This is a genomic window from Nocardioides sp. ChNu-153 (assembly GCF_030466625.1).
GTDB lineage: Bacteria > Actinomycetota > Actinomycetes > Propionibacteriales > Nocardioidaceae > Nocardioides.
In genome coordinates this window covers 1-15927 of sequence record NZ_JADEVT010000009.1, presented here as the reverse complement: position 1 = coordinate 15927, position 15927 = coordinate 1, and the positions used below count along the sequence as shown (strand labels likewise).

Sequence of the window (15927 nt, the reverse complement as noted above, 5' to 3'; positions counted from 1 at the left end):
TGTGTCCCCGGCCCTGGGGCGCGGGGCCATGATGGGCGTGTGCCCGAGTGGATGCAGGCCGGCCTGTGGGGGCTGGTGTCCGGCGGGGCGCTCGTCGTGGGCGCCGCGATCGCCTGGTTCGTGCGCGTCCCGCGCCTCGTCATCGCTGCGATCATGGCGTTCGGCGCCGGCGTGCTCGTCTCGGCGCTGTCGTTCGAGCTCGTGGACGAGGCGGAGCGGACGGGCGGGCTCGGCGCCACGGTCGTGGGCCTGCTGGTGGGCGCGGGCGCCTACGTCGCGGCCAACGTCGCCCTGGCCCGCCGGGGCGCGCGGCACCGGAAGCGGTCGGGGGACCAGCAGCCCAGCGAGGGGCAGGTGAGCGGCAGCGGCGCCGCCATCGCGATCGGCGCCCTGCTCGACGGTGTCCCGGAGTCCACGGTCCTCGGCCTGTCGCTCACCGGGGGCGAGGGGGTCGGGCTCGCGGTGCTCGCCGCCATCCTGCTCTCCAACCTGCCCGAGGGTCTCTCGAGCGCCGCCGGCATGAAGCGCAGCGGGCGCAGCGCCGCCTTCGTCTTCGGCGTGTGGTCGGCCATCGCGGTCGCCAGCGGGATCGCCGGCCTGCTGGGGTACGTCGTGTTCGCCGGCGCCCCGGGCGGCACGGTCGCCGTCATCACCGCGCTCGCGGCGGGCGCCATCCTCGCCATGGTGGTCGACACGATGGTGCCCGAGGCGTTCGAGGAGACCGGCCTCTACAACGGCGCGCTGTGCGTGCTCGGCTTCATCAGCGCCTTCGCCATCAGTCGCGGCTGAGCCCTGCGACGGGCCGCTGGGACGGGCGGATACCGTCCTCGCGTGACCGTCCAGCCTGCCGCCGCACCCCGCCCGCTCTCGGCCGTCGCCGTGTTCTGCGGCTCGTCCTACGGGGACTCCCCCGCCTTCGCCGACGCGGCCCGCCTCGCCGGGCGCACGCTCGCGGAGCGCGGCACCACCCTCGTGTACGGCGGGGGCCGCGTCGGGCTCATGGGCACGGTCGCCGACGCTGCGCTCGCGGCCGGCGGCGAGGTGGTGGGCGTGATCCCCCGCGCGCTCGACGAGCGCGAGCTCACCCACACCGGGTGCACCGAGCTGGTGGTGGTCGAGTCGATGCACGAGCGCAAGGCGCTGATGGCCGAGCGCGCCGACGCCTTCCTCACCCTGCCCGGCGGGGCGGGCACGCTGGAGGAGGTCGCGGAGCAGTGGACGTGGGCGCAGCTGTCCATCCACCACAAGCGCAGCGGGTTCCTCGACGTCGACGGTTTCTGGGCCCCGCTGCGGGACATGCGCGACCGGATGGTCGAGCGCGGTTTCGTGCGTCCCGAGCAGGGCGGGATCGTGACCTTCGACGACGACCTCGACCGGCTGCTCGCCACGCTCGCCTCGCCGCCGACCTGGACCGACAAGTGGGGCAGGCGCGACGCCGTACCCCCGCCGGTCTGAGGCTCCCGGGCGCGGTCAGCCGCGGACGAGCGGCTGCGGCTCGCGCCGCCACGACCACGTCGCGGCCGCGAGGGCCGCGGCCAGCAGCACGACCGACACCCCGATGCCCCACCGCAGGGCGGCGTCGGGGTCGCCCAGGGCGTCGACCGCCAGCTGGTAGGCCGTCATGACGACCGCCGCGCCGATGGCCGCGCCGATGCGCTGCCCGGTCTGCAGCGCGCCGCCGGCGGCGCCGCCCATGCGGGTGGGCACGTCGGCGAGCGAGAGGGTCATGTTGGGCGAGACGACCGCGCCACCGCCGGCCCCCGCGACGAGCAGCGGCACCGACAGCACGAGCCACAGCGGCGCGCCCTGCAGCGGTACGGCGAGCGCGAGCACGACGAGGCCCGTCATCAGCACGACGAGCGCCACGACGGTCAGCACCCGCCCGACGCGGTCCACGACCCGCCCGGCGAGCGGCGAGGCGACGGCCGAGCCGACGGCGAAGGGGCACAGCAGCAGACCGGCCTCGAGGGCGGAGAGGTCACGGCCCTCCTGGAGGAAGACGCTCAGCACGAGGAAGACGCCGGTGAAGCCGGTGAAGTACAGCGTCCCGATGGTCACGCCGCTCGCGTAGCCGGGCGTGCGCACGAGCAGGCTCACGTCGAGCAGCGGCGCCCCGCCCCGCGCCACGACCCGCCGCTCCCAGCGCACGAAGGCGACGGCGAGCCCGGGCACCAGCACGAGGAGCACGAGCGGCAGCAGCGCCCCGCCCTCGAGGCTGATCACGGGGACGAGGACGGCCAGGACGGTGGCGCCCAGCAGCAGGGCGCCGACGAGGTCGAGGTGCACGCTCTCCCCCGCGGCGGCCGGGTCGCGGCCCGGCACCATCCGCAGGATCGGCACGACGAGCAGCAGCCCGATGGGCACGTTGACGAGGAAGATCCAGCGCCACCCGTCCTGCTCCCCCGCGAGCGCGATGAGGAGGCCGCCGAGGACCGGGCCGAGCGCCGAGGAGACGGAGACGACGAGACCGAAGGTGCCGAACGCGACGCCGCGCTCGTGGCCCCGGAACAGCGTCTGGATGAGCCCGGAGTTCTGGGGCGTCAGCAGGCCGGCGGAGGCGCCCTGCACCAGGCGGGCCACGATCAGCCACGTCGCGTCGGGGGCGAGCCCGGCCGCCGCGCTGGAGGCGATGAAGCCCAGCAGGCCGACCACCATGAGGCGGCGCCGGCCGAACGCGTCGCCCAGGCGCCCGCCGGTGACGAGGGTGAGGCCGAACGCGAGCGCGTAGCCCGACACGACCCACTGGATGGTGCCCGGCCCGGTGTCGAGGCCGGCGCTCATCGACGGGATCGCGACGTTCACGATCGTCACGTCGAGCAGCACCATGAACCCGACCACGAGGCTCACGCCGAGGATCCGCCAGCGCCGCGGGTCCGGCTCGTACGACGCGGTCTCCTCGGTCTCCTGCGTCGTCCCGGTCACCTCGACACGCTAGCCACCGGCCGCAACGGCGCTCCTCAGCCGGGGAGCCGGAACTGCACCTGCTGCATGCTGCGCGAGATGGGCACGAGGAGCTCGCGCCGGACGCGGTCGTGCTCGGGGTCGCGGTCGAAGCGCACGAGGTCGGCCTCGCTCGCCACGTCGACGGTGATCGCGTACGACGCGTTGCCCTCCCGCAGGCCGAGGTCGCGCCCGGCGACCACGCGCGCGTCGAGCCCGGTGACCGCCAGTCCCCGCACCGCCGCGAGGGCCGCGTCGAGGCGCTCGGTCGTCACTCCGGGCTTGAGGACGCCGAGCACCACGTTGCGGATCATGGGCTCCAGTGTGCGGGTCAGGTCCCCACGGGACCGTCGACGAGCACGAGGGCCGCGTCGAGGGAGCGCAGCGCCTCGCCCCGGTCGATCCGCACGAGGGCCAGCGCGGCGAGGACGAGGGCGCTGACGGCATCGGCGACGGCGCCGCGCCAGGCCGCCGACCGACCGCCGACCGAGGTCAGGGGGGCGGGGTCGCGGGCGTCGACGCCCCGGCCGACCGCCCGGCGCAGCTCGGCGCGGTAGTCGGCGACGGCCGCGCGGACCACGTCGTCGCGCCCGATGGGGGCGCCGGCGGCGCTCATGAGCAGGCACCCGTGACGCGCGGAGGTCGTGCGCTCGTCGGCCAGCACGGCGCGCAGGCCGGTGAGGTACGCCGCGAGCGCGCCGGGGTCGACCTCGTCGGCGAGCAGCGGCGCGAGCCGGGGGCGGACGACCTCGTCGAGGTAGCTGGCCACCGCCCGTTCGAAGAGGCCCTGCTTGCTGCCGAACGTGTTGTAGATGCTGGAGCGCGACAGGCCGGTCGCCCGTTCCAGCGCCGGCAGGGCGGCGCTCTCGAAGCCGTCGCGCCAGAACACCTCGCGGGCGGCGCGCACGGCGGCCCCGGTGTCGAACGCCTGGGTCCGGGCCACGACGCACCTCCTCGACGACTTGCGGTCCCTCCGTTCGATCCTATTCTGGATCGAACGGTCCAACAAGCGCCCGAACCGCTCGAGAGGAGCACCGTGGTCCCCACCACCAGCACCCAGGTCCAGCTCGTCCGCCGCCCCACGGGGTGGCCGGAGCCCGACGACTTCCGCACGGTGGAGGTCGAGCTGCCCGACCTCGAGCCCGGCGAGGTGCGTGTCGCCAACGCGTTCGTCTCCGTCGACCCCTACATGCGCGGGCGCATGAACGAGGGCAAGAGCTACATCCCGCCCTTCGCGCTCGGCGAGACGATGACGGGTGGCGCGGTCGGCCGCGTGGTCGCGTCCCGCGACGACGCCCTGGCGGTCGGTACGCCGGTGCTCCACGACCTCGGGTGGCGCGACGTCGCCCAGGGCCCGGCGCGGGCGTTCCGCCCGGTGCGGGAGGTCCCGGGGGCGCCGCTCTCGCTGCACCTCGGCATCCTCGGGATGACGGGGCTGACGGCGTACGTCGGGCTGACCCGCATCGCCGGGCTGCGCGAGGGCGACACCGTCTTCGTCTCCGGCGCCGCCGGCGCCGTGGGCACCGCCGTGGGCCAGATCGCGCGGCTGCTCGGCGCGGGGCGCGTCGTCGGGTCGGCGGGCTCCCCGGAGAAGGTCGCCCTGCTGAGCGACAAGTACGGCTACGACGCCGCCTTCGACTACAAGGCCGGGCCGGTGCGCGACCAGCTCGCGGAGGCGGCGCCCGACGGGGTCGACCTCTACTTCGACAACGTGGGTGGCGAGCACCTCGAGGCCGCGTTGGGCGCCATGAACCGCGGCGGGCGGATGGCGCTGTGCGGCGCGATCGCGGCGTACAACGCCGACGCCCCCGTGCCGGGCCCGCGCAACATGTTCCGGATCATCACCCAGGGCCTCACCCTGCGCGGCTTCACGCTCGGCGACCACCGCGACCTCGCGGGCGAGTTCGGCGAGCGGATGGCCGGCTGGTTCGCCGACGGGCGGATCGCGTACGACGAGACCGTCGTCGACGGGGTCGAGAACGCGGTCGAGGCGCTGCTGACCATGATGCGGGGCGGCAACGTCGGCAAGATGGTCGTCCGCACCAGCGACTGAGGCGGCAGCAGGCCCGTCCGCTGCGACCGTCCCACCCGCAGGACGGCTCAGCGGAAGTCGCGGGACCGGGCGCGGGACTGGAGCACCTCCCCCGCGCCCGGCACCACCGTGTCGATGGCCTCGAGCCGGTCGGCCACGAGGTTCGTCACCCCGTCGCTGCGCTCGAGGATCCCCCGGACCACGACGGCCACCCGGTTGCGCGCCACGTGCCGGTGGCGGGCGAACACCCCCACCGAGCAGACGACGTTGAGCATCCCCGTCTCGTCCTCGAGGTTGAGGAACGTCGTGCCCTGCGCCGTGCCGGGCCGCTGCCGGTGGGTCACGAGGCCGGCGACGTGCACCCGCCGGTTGGCCTCCGTGTGCTCGAGATCGGCCACCGAGCGCACCCCCGCCTCCCGCAGCAGCCCCCGCAGGTGCTCGACGGGGTGGTGCTCCGGGGAGATGCGGGTCGCCCACAGGTCCGCCAGCGTCTCCTCGACCTCCGCCATCGCCGGCAGCGTCGGCGGCGCGGGAGCCGGTGTCGTGCCGGGCAGGTGCTCGGCGCTCTCGGCGTACCCCGCGCTCCACAGCGCCTCGCGCCGCTCGAGCCCGAAGCAACCCAGCGCCCCGGCCGTGGCGAGCGCCTCGAGCTGCGGCGTCGTCAGGGCCGCGCGCCGCGACAGGTCGGTGACGCTCGCGTACGGCGCGCGCTCCCGCTCGGCGACGATGCGCCGGGCCACGTCCAGCCCGATGCCCTGCACGCCGTCGAGCCCGAGGCGGACGGCGAGCTCCCCGTCGTACCGGTGCTGGACCTGCTCGGGGAACCGGGTGGGCGGCGCGGTGCCCGCCTCGAGCGGCTCGAGGTCGGCCTGGGCCGAGGATCGGGCCACGTCGGGCCGCAGCACCCGCACCCCGTGGCGCCGGGCGTCGCCGACGAGCGACTGCGGCGAGTAGAACCCCATCGGCTGGTTGCGCAGCAGGCCGGCGAGGAAGGCCGCCGGGTAGTGCAGCTTGAACCACGACGAGTGGTAGACGAGCAGCGCGAAGCTGAGCGCGTGGGACTCGGCGAACCCGAAGTTCGCGAACGACAGGATCTGCAGGTAGATCCCCTCGGCCCGCTCCCCGGTGATGCCGCGGCGCTCCATGCCGGCGAAGAGCTTCTCCTTCACCGACTCGATGCGCTCCACGCCCCGCTTGGAGCCCATGGCGCGGCGCAGCAGGTCGGCGTCGTCGCGGGTGCAGTCACCGATCGCGACCGCCATCGCCATGAGCTGCTCCTGGAACAGCGGCACCCCGAGGGTGCGCTCGAGCACGGGCTCGAGGTCGGGGTGCTCGTAGCGGATCGGCTCCTTGCCCGTGGCCCGGCGCACGTAGGGGTGCACGGCGCCGCCCTGGATGGGTCCGGGGCGGATGAGGGCGATCTCGATGGCCAGGTCGTAGAAGCAGCGCGGCTGCAGCCGCGGGAGCGTGCCGATCTGCGCGCGGCTCTCGACCTGGAAGACGCCGATCGAGTCGGCGCGGCAGAGCATGTCGTAGACGCACGGCTCCTCGCGCGGCACCGTGTCCATCCGCCAGCGCACCCCGAGGTGCTGCTCGACCAGCCGCATCATGTGGTCGAGCGCGCCGAGCATGCCGAGGCCCAGCAGGTCGAACTTGACCAGGCCCATCGTCTCGCAGGCGTCCTTGTCCCACTGCAGCACCGTGCGCCGGTCCATCCGGGCCCGCTCGATGGGCACGACCTCCCCGATGGGCCGCTCGGTGAGCACCATGCCGCCCGAGTGGATGCCCAGGTGCCGCGGCGCCCCGACCAGCTGCTCGGCGAGGTCGAGCACCGGGCCGGGGATGTCGAGGCTGCGGTCGATCTCGCGGCCCCAGCCGTCGACCTGCTTGCTCCACGCGTCCTGCTGGCCCGTCGAGTGGCCGAGCGCCTTCGCGGCGTCGCGCACCGCCATCCGCGGGCGGTAGGTGATGACGTTGGCGACCTGGGCGGCGTTGCGCCGCCCGTAGGTGTCGTAGACCCACTGGATCACCTCCTCGCGCCGGTCGGAGTCGATGTCGACGTCGATGTCGGGCTCCTCGTCGCGGTGCTCGGAGATGAACCGCTCGAACGGCAGGCGGTAGTAGACGGCGTCCACGGCAGTGATGCCCAGGGCGTAGCAGACCGCGGAGCTCGCCGCCGACCCGCGGCCCTGGCAGAGGATGTCCTGGCTGCGGGCGAAGGCGACGATGTCGTGCACGATCACGAAGTAGCCCGCGAAGTTCTTGCGCTCGATGACGGCCAGCTCGGCCTCGATCCGCGGGGCGGCCTCGGCCTCGTTCTCGGTGCCGGCGTAGCGCTCCGCGAACCCGCGGCGCACCAGCTCGCGCAGCCAGCTCGTCGCCGTGTGCCCGGGCGGGATGTTGCGCGTCGGCAGCTCGGGCGAGGCCTTGCGCAGGTCGAAGGCCAGCTCGTCGGCGAGCTGCACGCTGCGGGCGACCGCTCCGTCGTACCGGCCCAGGAGGCGGGTCATCTCCACCCCGCTGCGCAGGTACGCCGACGGGCCGGGCGGCAGCCACCCGTCCATGTCCGTGAGGCTGCGGCGGGCGCGCACGGCGGCCATGGCCGTGGCCAGCCGGTGCTCGGACGGCGTCGCGTGGTGGACGTTGCCCGTCGCGACCACCGGCAGCCCGCGGTCGGCGGCGATGCCGGCGAGCACGTCGTTGGCCTCGGTGTCGCCCGGGCGGCGGTGGTGGGTGAGCTCCACGACGACGTGCTCCGCCCCGAACCGGTCGACCAGGTCGTCGAGCGCCGCCGCCGCGGCGGCCGGGCCGCCGTGGGCGAGCGCCGCCCGGACGGCGCCCTTGCGGCAGCCGGTCAGCACCAGCCAGTGGCCCCGGCCACGGTCGACGAGCTCGTCGACGTCGTGGACCGGCCGGCCCTTCTCGTCACCGCGCAGGTGCGCCTCCGTCATCGCGCCCGCGAGCCGGTGGTAGCCCTCGACCCCGCGCGCCAGCACGAGCAGGTGGTGGCCCTCCGGGTCGGGCACGCCGTTCTGCGGGCCGGACAGGCCGAGGGAGAGCTCGGCGCCGTAGACCGTGCGCAGCGGCTGGCCCTGGGCCGCCTCCGCGAGCATCGGCGCGCCGTGGAAGCCGTCGTGGTCGGTGAGCGCCAGCCCGTGCAGCCCGAGGCGCACCGCCTCGGCGACCAGCGCGTCGGGCGCGCTCGCCCCGTCGAGGAAGCTGTAGTGGCTGTGGCAGTGCAGCTCCGCGTAGGGCACGCCCCCCGCGGACCCGGGCGCCGGCGGGATGACGACGGGCGCCCGCTTGCGGCGCGACACCGGCGCGTCGTCGGCGCCGGGGCGCCCCGACAGGCGGCGCTCCAGCTCGCTCCACGGCACCGCCGGGTTGTTCCATCCCACGCACCCACCGTATCGAACACCTGTTCGATGTGCGAGCGGCGTTCCCCGGTCCCCGGACGTCGGGCGGGGCCGGCAGGATCGGGCTACCCCGCGATCGTCGTCGTCCTGCCGGCGCCGGTGATCGCGGCGACCACGGAGGCGACGGCGGTCTCGACGGCGGCGCCGACGGCCTCCCGGTCGGTGGACTCGGAGTCGTGGACGAAGGCGCGGGCCCCGCGGCGCATGCCGCAGAAGTCGACGATGCCCTCCTCGACCTGCGTGGTGAACGCCCGGTCGTAGCCGTGGCGGGCGAAGGACGCCGCGGAGGTCCCCGAGAGCGGCAGCAGGTGGAGCGTGAGCCGGTCGAGCCACGGGACGACGCGGTCCTCGTCGTCGAAGCCGAACGCCCACCCGCCCACGAACACGCGGTCGATCCAGCCCTTGAGCAGCGCCGGCAGCGACCACCAGTAGACCGGGAAGACGAGCACGAGGTGGTCGGCCGCGTCGATCCTGGCCTGTTCCGCCGCGACGGCGGGGTCGGTCAGCGTCCGCTCGAGGTAGTCCCGCCGGTCGCCCGCCGCGAACCGCGGGTCGAACCCCTCCTGGGCCAGGTGGGCCAGCGTCGTCCGGTCGGCCCCGAGCTCCTCCTGCAGCCGCCGGGCCGCGTGGTGGGTGAGCGAGCCGGTGTCCGGGTGGGCGGTGACGATCAGGGTGCGCACGCCCCCATCCTCCCGGCCTGCGCCCGTCGGACCACCAGGCCCCCGGGGCGGGTACGACGACCCGCACCGGCCGGCCCGCGGCGAACGCCAGCACCTGCTCGACCGCCGCGCCGTACAGGCTCTCCAGCACCTCGGTGACGACGTAGCCCAGGTGCGGGGTGGCGGTGACGCCCGGCAGCCGCAGGAGCGGGTCGCCCTCGGCGGGCTCGACGTCGAACACGTCGACGGCCGCTCGTCCCGGCCGTCCGGCGGCGACGGCCGCGGCGAGCGCCCCCGGCGCGACGAGCCCCGCCCGCGACGTGTTGACGAAGAGGGCGTCGGGTCGCATCCGGCCCAGCAGGTCGGCGGTGACGACGCCCCGCGTGGCCGGCACCAGCGGCAGGTGCACCGTGAGGACGTCGCTGGTCGCGAACAGCTCGGCCCGGTCCGCGGCGACCTCGTGCCCGGCCGCGAGCGCCCGCGCCCGGGAGCCCTCCCGCCCGTCGACGAGGACCCGCATGCCGAACGCGCGCCCGACGTCGGCCACCCGCGTGCCGATGCGTCCCAGCCCGAGCACGCCGAGGGTGCGGCCCCGCAACAGGGTGCCGACCGATCCCTGCCACCCGCCGGAGCGCAGCCGCGCGGCCTCCTCGGGGACCCGGCGGCTCGCCGCCAGCACGAGCGCCCACGTCAGCTCGACCGTCGCGGCCGGGTCACCCGCGCCGCCGGCGCACACGACGATCCCCCGCTCCCGGCAGGCGTCGAGGTCCAGGTGGTCGGTGTGCCGGCCCGTCTGGCTGACGAGGCGCACCGTGCCCAGCCGCTCGACCACCGCCCGTGGCAGCGCGGTGCGCTGCTGCAGCAGGACGACGGCGTCGAAGCCGTCGAGCACCGCGACCCGCACGGTCGACCTCCGTCCGTCCGCCACCGGCGGTGGCCCTCCCGGCGAGCATGCCACCCGCGCCCGCGTCGCTCAGTCGTAGCCGGCCTCGACCCACCAGGCGCCGTCGACGCACGCCATCAGCCAGGCGCGACCGTCGACGCCGACCACCTGGAAGCGGGCCGCGCGCCGCACGGGCGAGCCCGTCTCCTCCCACCACGCCTCGTCGACCGGCCACGGGCCGGCCCAGGCGTCGACCGGCAGCCAGCCCGCGTCGGGCACCCGCACCGTGGTCGGCTCCCCCGTCACCCAGCCGCGATCGTCCACGCGCACCGGCACCCCGGAGGCGTCGTGGACCTCGCCGGGCAGCGGCTCGGCGAAGACCCGGGCGGGCGCCGGCCCCGGGATGCGGCCCGGCCACGGCCGGTCGACGGCCCGCAGCCCGACGGGCCGCTCCCCCCACGGCACCGCGGCCTGGCGCGCCGCCGGCCCCCGGCCCCCCTGCGCGACCGGCACCAGCACCGCGTCGTACCCCAGCATCGCCTGCACCCGTGCCATCCCTCTCCCCACCAGCTCGTCCGCCCCTCCGCCCCACAACGCCTCCGCGTGGGCCGCCGCCGGCTCGGCCGTCTCCGGCACGAACCGCACCCGTGTCACCGGCTCCAGCACCGGCCCCGCCGCCCGGCGGCTGCGCACCGACCCCTGCGACTGGCCCTGGAGCTGCCAGTGCACCCGGTCCACCAGGTCGCGGGCCGAGAAGTGCCGGGGGTGCAGCCAGCTGCGCGCGGAGACCACGACGTCCTCCCCGTGCGCGCCCGCGCACGACGCCTCGACCCGCACGGCGGTGGCGACGAGCTGGCGCTCCGCGAGACCGGCCACGAACCGCTCCGCGGTGGTGCGCACGCTGAAGCAGATCGCCTCCACCGACTCCAGCGGCGGCTCGAAGGGCACCTCGCGGGCCAGCTCGGGCGGCGGCGTGCGCGCCGCCAGCGCCACCTCGCCCTCGCCCCGCACCCGCCGGTGGACCTCCGCCCCGTAGGTGCCGAAGCGGCGACCGACGTCGGCCGCCGGCAGCGCCCCGAGGTCACCGAGGGTGCGCAGCCCCAGCCGCCGCAGCAACGAGACCAGCTCCTCCGCCGCCGGGTCTGCCAGCAGCGCGTCGACCGGCAGGCTCCGCAGGAACACGGCCGACTCCCCCGGGCCGACGACGACGTGCTCCTGCACCCCGGCACGGCGCGCGGCCTGCTCGGCGGTGAAGAGGTCGTCGGCGACGCCGATCCGCACGTCCCACACCCCGGCGCCCACGAGGGTCTCGGCGAGCAGGGCCGCCGCGTGCGGCTCGCCCCCGCCGTACCGCCCCGGCGCCCGCAGGGCCAGCAGCCCGGGCCGCAGCGGCGCGACCCCGGGGCGCACCTCCTCGACGACCCCGAGCACGGTCTCGAACGCCCGGGCGTCGCGCTCGGGGTTCGCGTCGAGGAGCACGAGCTCGGGGCAGCGCGACTGCGCGTCGCGGCGCCGCATCCCCCGCCGCACGCCCTCGTCGCGCGCCGGGCCGTTGCAGACCTCCACCACGTTGCGCGACAGCACCGCCGCCGGCGCGCCGAGGGAGAGCTCCTCCTCCGCGAGCGCCGCGACCACCGACCAGTCCGGGCACCAGACGACGAGCACGCGGCCGGCCACTAGCCGACCCTCCCCACGACGCGCCCGGCGCCCTCGGCACCCTCGGCACGCCCGGCACCCCCGGCACGTTCCAGGCGGGCGGCCCCGCCCTGCTCGGCCGGGAAGCGGAGGTCGGCGTGGCGCGGCGGCGCCGCCCCCCGTCGTACGGCGACGCGCACCCACCGCTCCCGCAGCCGGCCCTCGCCCCGCTCGGCCCCCGTCCAGCGCACGCGCTCGACGCTCAGGCGGGCCTCGCAGCGCGGCCAGTCGCCCCACACCACGAGCGCCGCGGAGCGCTTGCGCAGCCGGGCCTCCAGGACGCTCGCCGACTTCGGGTCGACGACGCCCCGGGGACGCAGCACCACGAGCCGCACGACGTCGACGAGCGCCGCCGTGGCCTCGAGCCACAGGTCGCCCGGGTCGGGCACGAGCACCGTGCGCGCCGGGTCGAGCCCGAGGTCGAGGGCCGCCTCGACCCCGAGGTCGGGCCAGCCGACGACGGCGACCCACTCACCGGCGGCCGAGGCCCCCGCGACGAGGGCGAGCGCGAGCCGCGCCGAGTCCACCCCGTAGGCGCCCCCGGCCCGCAGCTGGAGCAGCTCGGCGAGCGCCGGGTGGGTGGGCAGCGGGAGCCGCGGGGGCCCGCCCTGCATCGCCGTCACCCGGTCGCGGAGCTGGGCGACCACGCCCAGGTCCACCCCGTCGGGAGCGGGGACGGGGAGGGCGGTCATGACGTCGATGATCGAACATTTGTTCGAACGACGCAAGGCGCCAGGTCAGCAGCCGCAGCCGCCCGCGACCTCGTCCGGCTCGGGCCCGAAGGTCACCCCGACCATGATGTCGGCGCCCGGGGTCGTGCCGCTCAGCTGGTCGGCGGCGAGCACCACCGCGGCCGCCGTGTAGGTCGTCAGCTCGCGCGGCCAGAGCACCTCGTCGGGCCACACGTAGCCGGTGAAGTAGCCCCCCGACGCCTCGTCGCGCAGGAACTGCACGTCGGTGAACAGCCCTGCGGCGCGCTCGTCGCCCACCGCGTCGAGCGCCATGACCAGCTCGCAGGTCTCCGCGCCCGTCACCCACGGGTTGGTGTCGACGCAGCGGATCCCGAGGCCCGGCACGACGAAGTCGTCCCAGCGCCGCGCCAGCAGCGCGTGCGCCTCCTCGCCGCGGACCGCGCCGCCGAGCACGGGGTAGTACCAGTCCATCGAGAAGGTCGCCTTGTCGAGGAACGCCTCGGGGTGGCGACGCACCGCGTGGCGCAGCCGGGCCGCCGCGCGCTCCCACGCGGGCTGCGGCTCCCCCACCAGGCCCGCGAGCGCCAGGCCCGCCCGCAGGGAGTGGTAGGTGCTCGCGGACCCCGTCAGCAGGGCCTCCTCGCGCACGGGCCCCGGGGCGCCGTCGACCCACTCCTGCAGCCAGGCGACGCCGCCGGAGGGCAGCTGGAGGCGCACGACGAAGTCGAGGGCGGCGCGCACCATCGGCCAGCAGCGGTCCACGAACCCGCGCTCGCGCCGTACCAGCCAGTGGTGCCACACGCCGACCGCGACGTACGCCGACATGTTCGTCTCGCCGCCGTCGTCCTCGACCCGGTCGCCGACGACCTTGACCGGCCAGCTGCCGTCGGCGCGCTGGTTCTCGCGGCACCACGCGTACGCCCGCTCGGCCGCCTCGACCTCGCCGCCCACGAGGAGCGCCATCGCGGCCTCCACGTGGTTCCACGCGTCGGTCTTGTCACCGGTCGTCCACGGGATCGCGCCGTCGGGGTGCTGCATCCCGGCGATCGACGCCGCGGTCCGGGCGACCTGCTCGGCGCTCAGCACCCCCGCCACGGCAGGCACGACCCCCGCCCGCGGCTCGAGGAGCGGGGCGGGTCGACCCAGGGTCATCAGGCCGGCTTGCGGAAGTAGAGCACCAGGCTCTTGCCCACCAGCGGGTCGAGCACCCGGCCGGCCAGGCGCAGCGCGAGCGGCTGCTTCATGATCTCCCACACCAGCAGCCGGTGGTACGCCCTCGCGAGCGGGTGGTCGTCGTTGCGCACGCCGACGGCGCACTTGATCCACCAGTACGGCGTGTGCAGCCCGTGCGCGTGGTCCTTGCCGACGAGCTCGAGACCGGCGTTGGTCACCTTGGTCGCGAGCTCCTTGTCCGTGTAGATCCGGATGTGGCCGCCGGGGACGTCGTGGTACTCCTCCGAGAGCTTCCAGTTCACGACCTCCGGGAACCAGCGCGGCACCGAGACCGCGAGGGTGCCGCCGGGACGCAGGACGCGCACCAGCTCCTCGATCGCCTGGATGTCGGCGGGGATGTGCTCGAGCACCTCCGCGGCCACGACGCGGTCGAACTCGCCGTCGCCGAAGGGCAGGGCGAGCGCGTCGCCCTCCTTCGTGTCGGCCTCGGCGCCGGCCGGCACCTCGCCGGCCTCCTTCATCGCGCCGAACAGGTCCCGCACACCGGCGAGCTCGTCGGCGTCCTGGTCGAACGCCACGACGTCGGCGCCGCGCCGGTACATCTCGAAGGCGTGGCGCCCGGCGCCGCAGCCCATGTCCAGCACCCGCTCGCCGGGCTGGAGGCCCAGCCGGTCGAAGTCGACGGTCAGCATGTCCGCTCCCTCACTCGTTCCCACGACGCCGGGACGCGGCCTGCGCGCGCGTCACCTCGATGACGTCCTCGTACGCCTGCGCGGTGGCCCGGGCCACCGCCCGCCAGCTGAACTCGGCGAGCACCCGCTCGCGGCCCGCCCGGCCCATGCGCTCGCGCCGCTCCGGGTCGTCGAGCAGCGCCGCGATGGCGTGCTCGAGCTGCCCGACGTCGCCCGGGTCGACCAGGTCGGCGCACAGCCCGTCCGGGCCGGTCACCTCGGGGATCGCGCCGGCCCGCGAGGCCACCAACGGCGTCGCGCAGGCCATCAGCTCGGCGGTCGGCAGCGAGAAGCCCTCGTAGAGCGACGGCACGCACGCCAGCTCGGCGGAGCCCATGACCCGCACCAGCTCCTCGTCGCTGACGCCGTGCACGAAGGTCACCGCGTCGGCGATGCCCAGCTCGTCGACCAGCTGCTCGGTGCGCCCGCCCGGCTGCGGCTTCGTGACGAGCACGAGCTCCAGGTCGCGCTCTGTGCGCAGCTTCGCGAAGGCCTCGAGCAGCGTGCCGATGCCCTTGAGCGGCGCGTCGGCGCTGGCCATGGCGACGATGCGGCCCGGCACGCGCGGCTCGGTGGGCGGCACGAAGACGTCGTCGACGCCCAGCAGGATGACGCGCAGGCGCTCGGGGTCGACACCGAAGTCGGTGATGATGTCGCGCTTGGAGGACTCCGAGGGCGTCAGCACGAGCGTCGCCCTCCGCGCCACCCGCCCCTGCATCCGCAGGAAGCCGTACCAGCGGCGCAGCGACAGCCTCTTGCGCCAGGTCGTGGCGGCGGCCAGGTCGATGCGCCGGTCGAAGGTGATGGGGTGGTGCAGCGTGGTGACGACCGGCATCCCGTCGGCGGCGAGGTCGAGGATCCCGTAGCCCAGCACCTGGTTGTCGTGCACGACGTCGAACTCGCCCGCGCGCTCGCGCAGGATGCGCCGTACCCGCTCGGCGAACGTGCGGGGCTCGGGGAACCCCGCCGTCCACATCGTCAGCACCTCGCGCACGTCGGTCAGGTCGCGGATCTCGCCGAGGCCGGGGGTGCGGAACGGGTCGGGCTCGCGGTAGAGGTCGAGGCTCGGCACGGGCGTGAGCCGCACCCCGGGGTCGAGCTCGGGGTAGGGCTGGCCGGAGAACACCTCGACCTGGTGGCCCAGCGCGACGAGCTCGCGGCTGAGGTGGCGGACGTAGACGCCCTGCCCGCCGCAGTGCGGCTTGCTGCGGTAGGACAGCAGTGCGACGCGCATCCACGCACCTCTCGGCTCGGTCGGGCCGCCCGGGGCGGGGGCACCGGGCCGAACGTTACCCGCGGGTCAGTCCGCGCGCGGGTGGTCCCCCTCGGCCGGGATGAGCGCGTACGCCTGGCCCTCCACGCTGCGGATCCACTCGCCGCCGGAACCGCTCGCCTTGCGCAGCTTGCGGCGCAGGTTGCCGACGTGGACGTCGAGCAGGAAGTGCGACTCGCCGAACTCCTCCGTCCACACCGCGTGCACGAGCTCGCGCCTGCCCCACGCCCGGCCGGGCTCGCGGGCCAGCGTGGCGAGGATGGTGACCTCGACGCCGGTCAGCGGCAGCGGCGCACCCCCGAGCAGCGCGACGTCGCGCGAGGGGATGACGATGAGCCCGCGCCCGGCGTCGACCACCTCGGGCGCGGCGGGCGTGGCCGGGGCGGGTACGCCGGCACCCGCCGCGGGCGCCCCGGCCGGTGCGGCGGGCGCG

The 15927-nt window shown here is 75.8% G+C and carries 14 protein-coding genes and 1 pseudogene; 3 read left to right on the top strand and 12 right to left on the bottom strand.

Going from position 1 to position 15927, the window contains the following annotated elements; genetic code table 11:
• Nucleotides 1-39 precede the first annotated feature (39 nt).
• Nucleotides 40-789: a ZIP family metal transporter gene (locus INN71_RS12240; RefSeq protein ID WP_277499423.1), complete on the top strand. Its 750-nt coding sequence runs from the start codon at nt 40-42 to the stop codon at nt 787-789.
• A gap of 42 nt (nt 790-831) precedes the next feature.
• Nucleotides 832-1455, top strand: coding sequence for a TIGR00730 family Rossman fold protein (locus INN71_RS12235; RefSeq protein WP_301800585.1), 624 nt, complete (start codon nt 832-834; stop codon nt 1453-1455).
• Nucleotides 1456-1470: 15 nt separating this feature from the next.
• Here the strand turns inward: INN71_RS12235 and INN71_RS12230 are convergent, their stop codons facing one another.
• Genes INN71_RS12230 through INN71_RS12220 form a run of 3 tightly spaced genes read right to left on the bottom strand, consistent with a single transcriptional unit; the run spans nt 1471 to nt 3883 of the window.
• A complete protein-coding gene (locus tag INN71_RS12230; RefSeq protein ID WP_301800583.1) occupies nt 1471-2922 on the bottom strand; it encodes an MFS transporter in 1452 nt (483 codons plus the stop codon).
• A gap of 35 nt (nt 2923-2957) precedes the next feature.
• Nucleotides 2958-3254 (bottom strand): Dabb family protein, encoded by a 297-nt coding sequence (locus tag INN71_RS12225; protein WP_301800581.1) that lies wholly within the window; start codon nt 3252-3254, stop codon nt 2958-2960.
• A gap of 17 nt (nt 3255-3271) precedes the next feature.
• Complete coding sequence (locus INN71_RS12220; RefSeq protein ID WP_301800579.1) at nt 3272-3883, bottom strand: TetR/AcrR family transcriptional regulator; 612 nt, start codon at nt 3881-3883, stop codon at nt 3272-3274.
• A 93-nt stretch (nt 3884-3976) separates the two neighbouring features.
• Between INN71_RS12220 and INN71_RS12215 the strand changes: the two genes are divergently transcribed.
• The gene (locus tag INN71_RS12215) at nt 3977-4993 is read left to right on the top strand and encodes an NADP-dependent oxidoreductase (RefSeq protein WP_301800577.1); all 1017 of its coding nucleotides are present in this window, start codon (nt 3977-3979) and stop codon (nt 4991-4993) included.
• Nucleotides 4994-5040: 47 nt separating this feature from the next.
• Here INN71_RS12215 and INN71_RS12210 read toward each other — a convergent pair whose 3' ends face one another.
• The 9 genes and pseudogenes from INN71_RS12210 to INN71_RS12175 form a co-directional block, all read right to left on the bottom strand.
• Nucleotides 5041-8370: an error-prone DNA polymerase gene (locus INN71_RS12210; RefSeq protein ID WP_301800576.1), complete on the bottom strand. Its 3330-nt coding sequence runs from the start codon at nt 8368-8370 to the stop codon at nt 5041-5043.
• 83 nt (nt 8371-8453) lie between these two features.
• Nucleotides 8454-9068, bottom strand: a complete 615-nt coding sequence (locus tag INN71_RS12205; protein ID WP_301800575.1) for an NAD(P)H-dependent oxidoreductase — start codon at nt 9066-9068, stop codon at nt 8454-8456.
• Between the two features lie 64 nt (nt 9069-9132).
• Nucleotides 9133-9939 (bottom strand): annotated as a pseudogene (locus INN71_RS18120) (NAD(P)-dependent oxidoreductase); the annotation flags it as partial.
• Nucleotides 9940-10020: 81 nt separating this feature from the next.
• Entirely contained in the window at nt 10021-11607 is a 1587-nt protein-coding gene (locus INN71_RS12200; RefSeq protein WP_301800573.1) for a DNA polymerase Y family protein, read from the bottom strand.
• The gene (locus INN71_RS12195) at nt 11607-12317 is read right to left on the bottom strand and encodes a hypothetical protein (protein ID WP_301800571.1); all 711 of its coding nucleotides are present in this window, start codon (nt 12315-12317) and stop codon (nt 11607-11609) included. The genes INN71_RS12200 and INN71_RS12195 overlap by 1 nt, the downstream gene beginning before the upstream one ends.
• A gap of 45 nt (nt 12318-12362) precedes the next feature.
• The gene (locus INN71_RS12190; RefSeq protein ID WP_301800569.1) at nt 12363-13469 is read right to left on the bottom strand and encodes a prenyltransferase; all 1107 of its coding nucleotides are present in this window, start codon (nt 13467-13469) and stop codon (nt 12363-12365) included.
• Nucleotides 13469-14182: a class I SAM-dependent methyltransferase gene (locus tag INN71_RS12185; RefSeq protein WP_301800568.1), complete on the bottom strand. Its 714-nt coding sequence runs from the start codon at nt 14180-14182 to the stop codon at nt 13469-13471. The genes INN71_RS12190 and INN71_RS12185 overlap by 1 nt, the downstream gene beginning before the upstream one ends.
• 10 nt (nt 14183-14192) lie before the next feature.
• Nucleotides 14193-15455 carry a glycosyltransferase family 4 protein gene (locus tag INN71_RS12180; RefSeq protein WP_301800567.1) on the bottom strand — a complete coding sequence of 421 codons (1263 nt, stop codon included), beginning with the start codon at nt 15453-15455 and terminating at the stop codon, nt 14193-14195.
• A 66-nt stretch (nt 15456-15521) separates the two neighbouring features.
• Nucleotides 15522-15927, bottom strand: a 406-nt coding sequence (locus tag INN71_RS12175) for a helix-turn-helix domain-containing protein (protein ID WP_301800566.1), incomplete at its 5' end; no start/stop codon positions are given.

Bases quoted from the DNA above. Each gene is read 5' to 3' on its own strand.
- INN71_RS12225 (WP_301800581.1), bottom strand. From the start codon at position 3,254: ATGATCCGCAACGTGGTGCTCGGCGTCCTCAAGCCCGGAGTGACGACC.
- INN71_RS12195 (WP_301800571.1), bottom strand. From the start codon at position 12,317: ATGACCGCCCTCCCCGTCCCCGCTCCCGACGGGGTGGACCTGGGCGTG.
- INN71_RS12190 (WP_301800569.1), bottom strand. From the start codon at position 13,469: ATGACCCTGGGTCGACCCGCCCCGCTCCTCGAGCCGCGGGCGGGGGTC.
- INN71_RS12185 (WP_301800568.1), bottom strand. From the start codon at position 14,182: ATGCTGACCGTCGACTTCGACCGGCTGGGCCTCCAGCCCGGCGAGCGG.
- INN71_RS12180 (WP_301800567.1), bottom strand. From the start codon at position 15,455: ATGCGCGTCGCACTGCTGTCCTACCGCAGCAAGCCGCACTGCGGCGGG.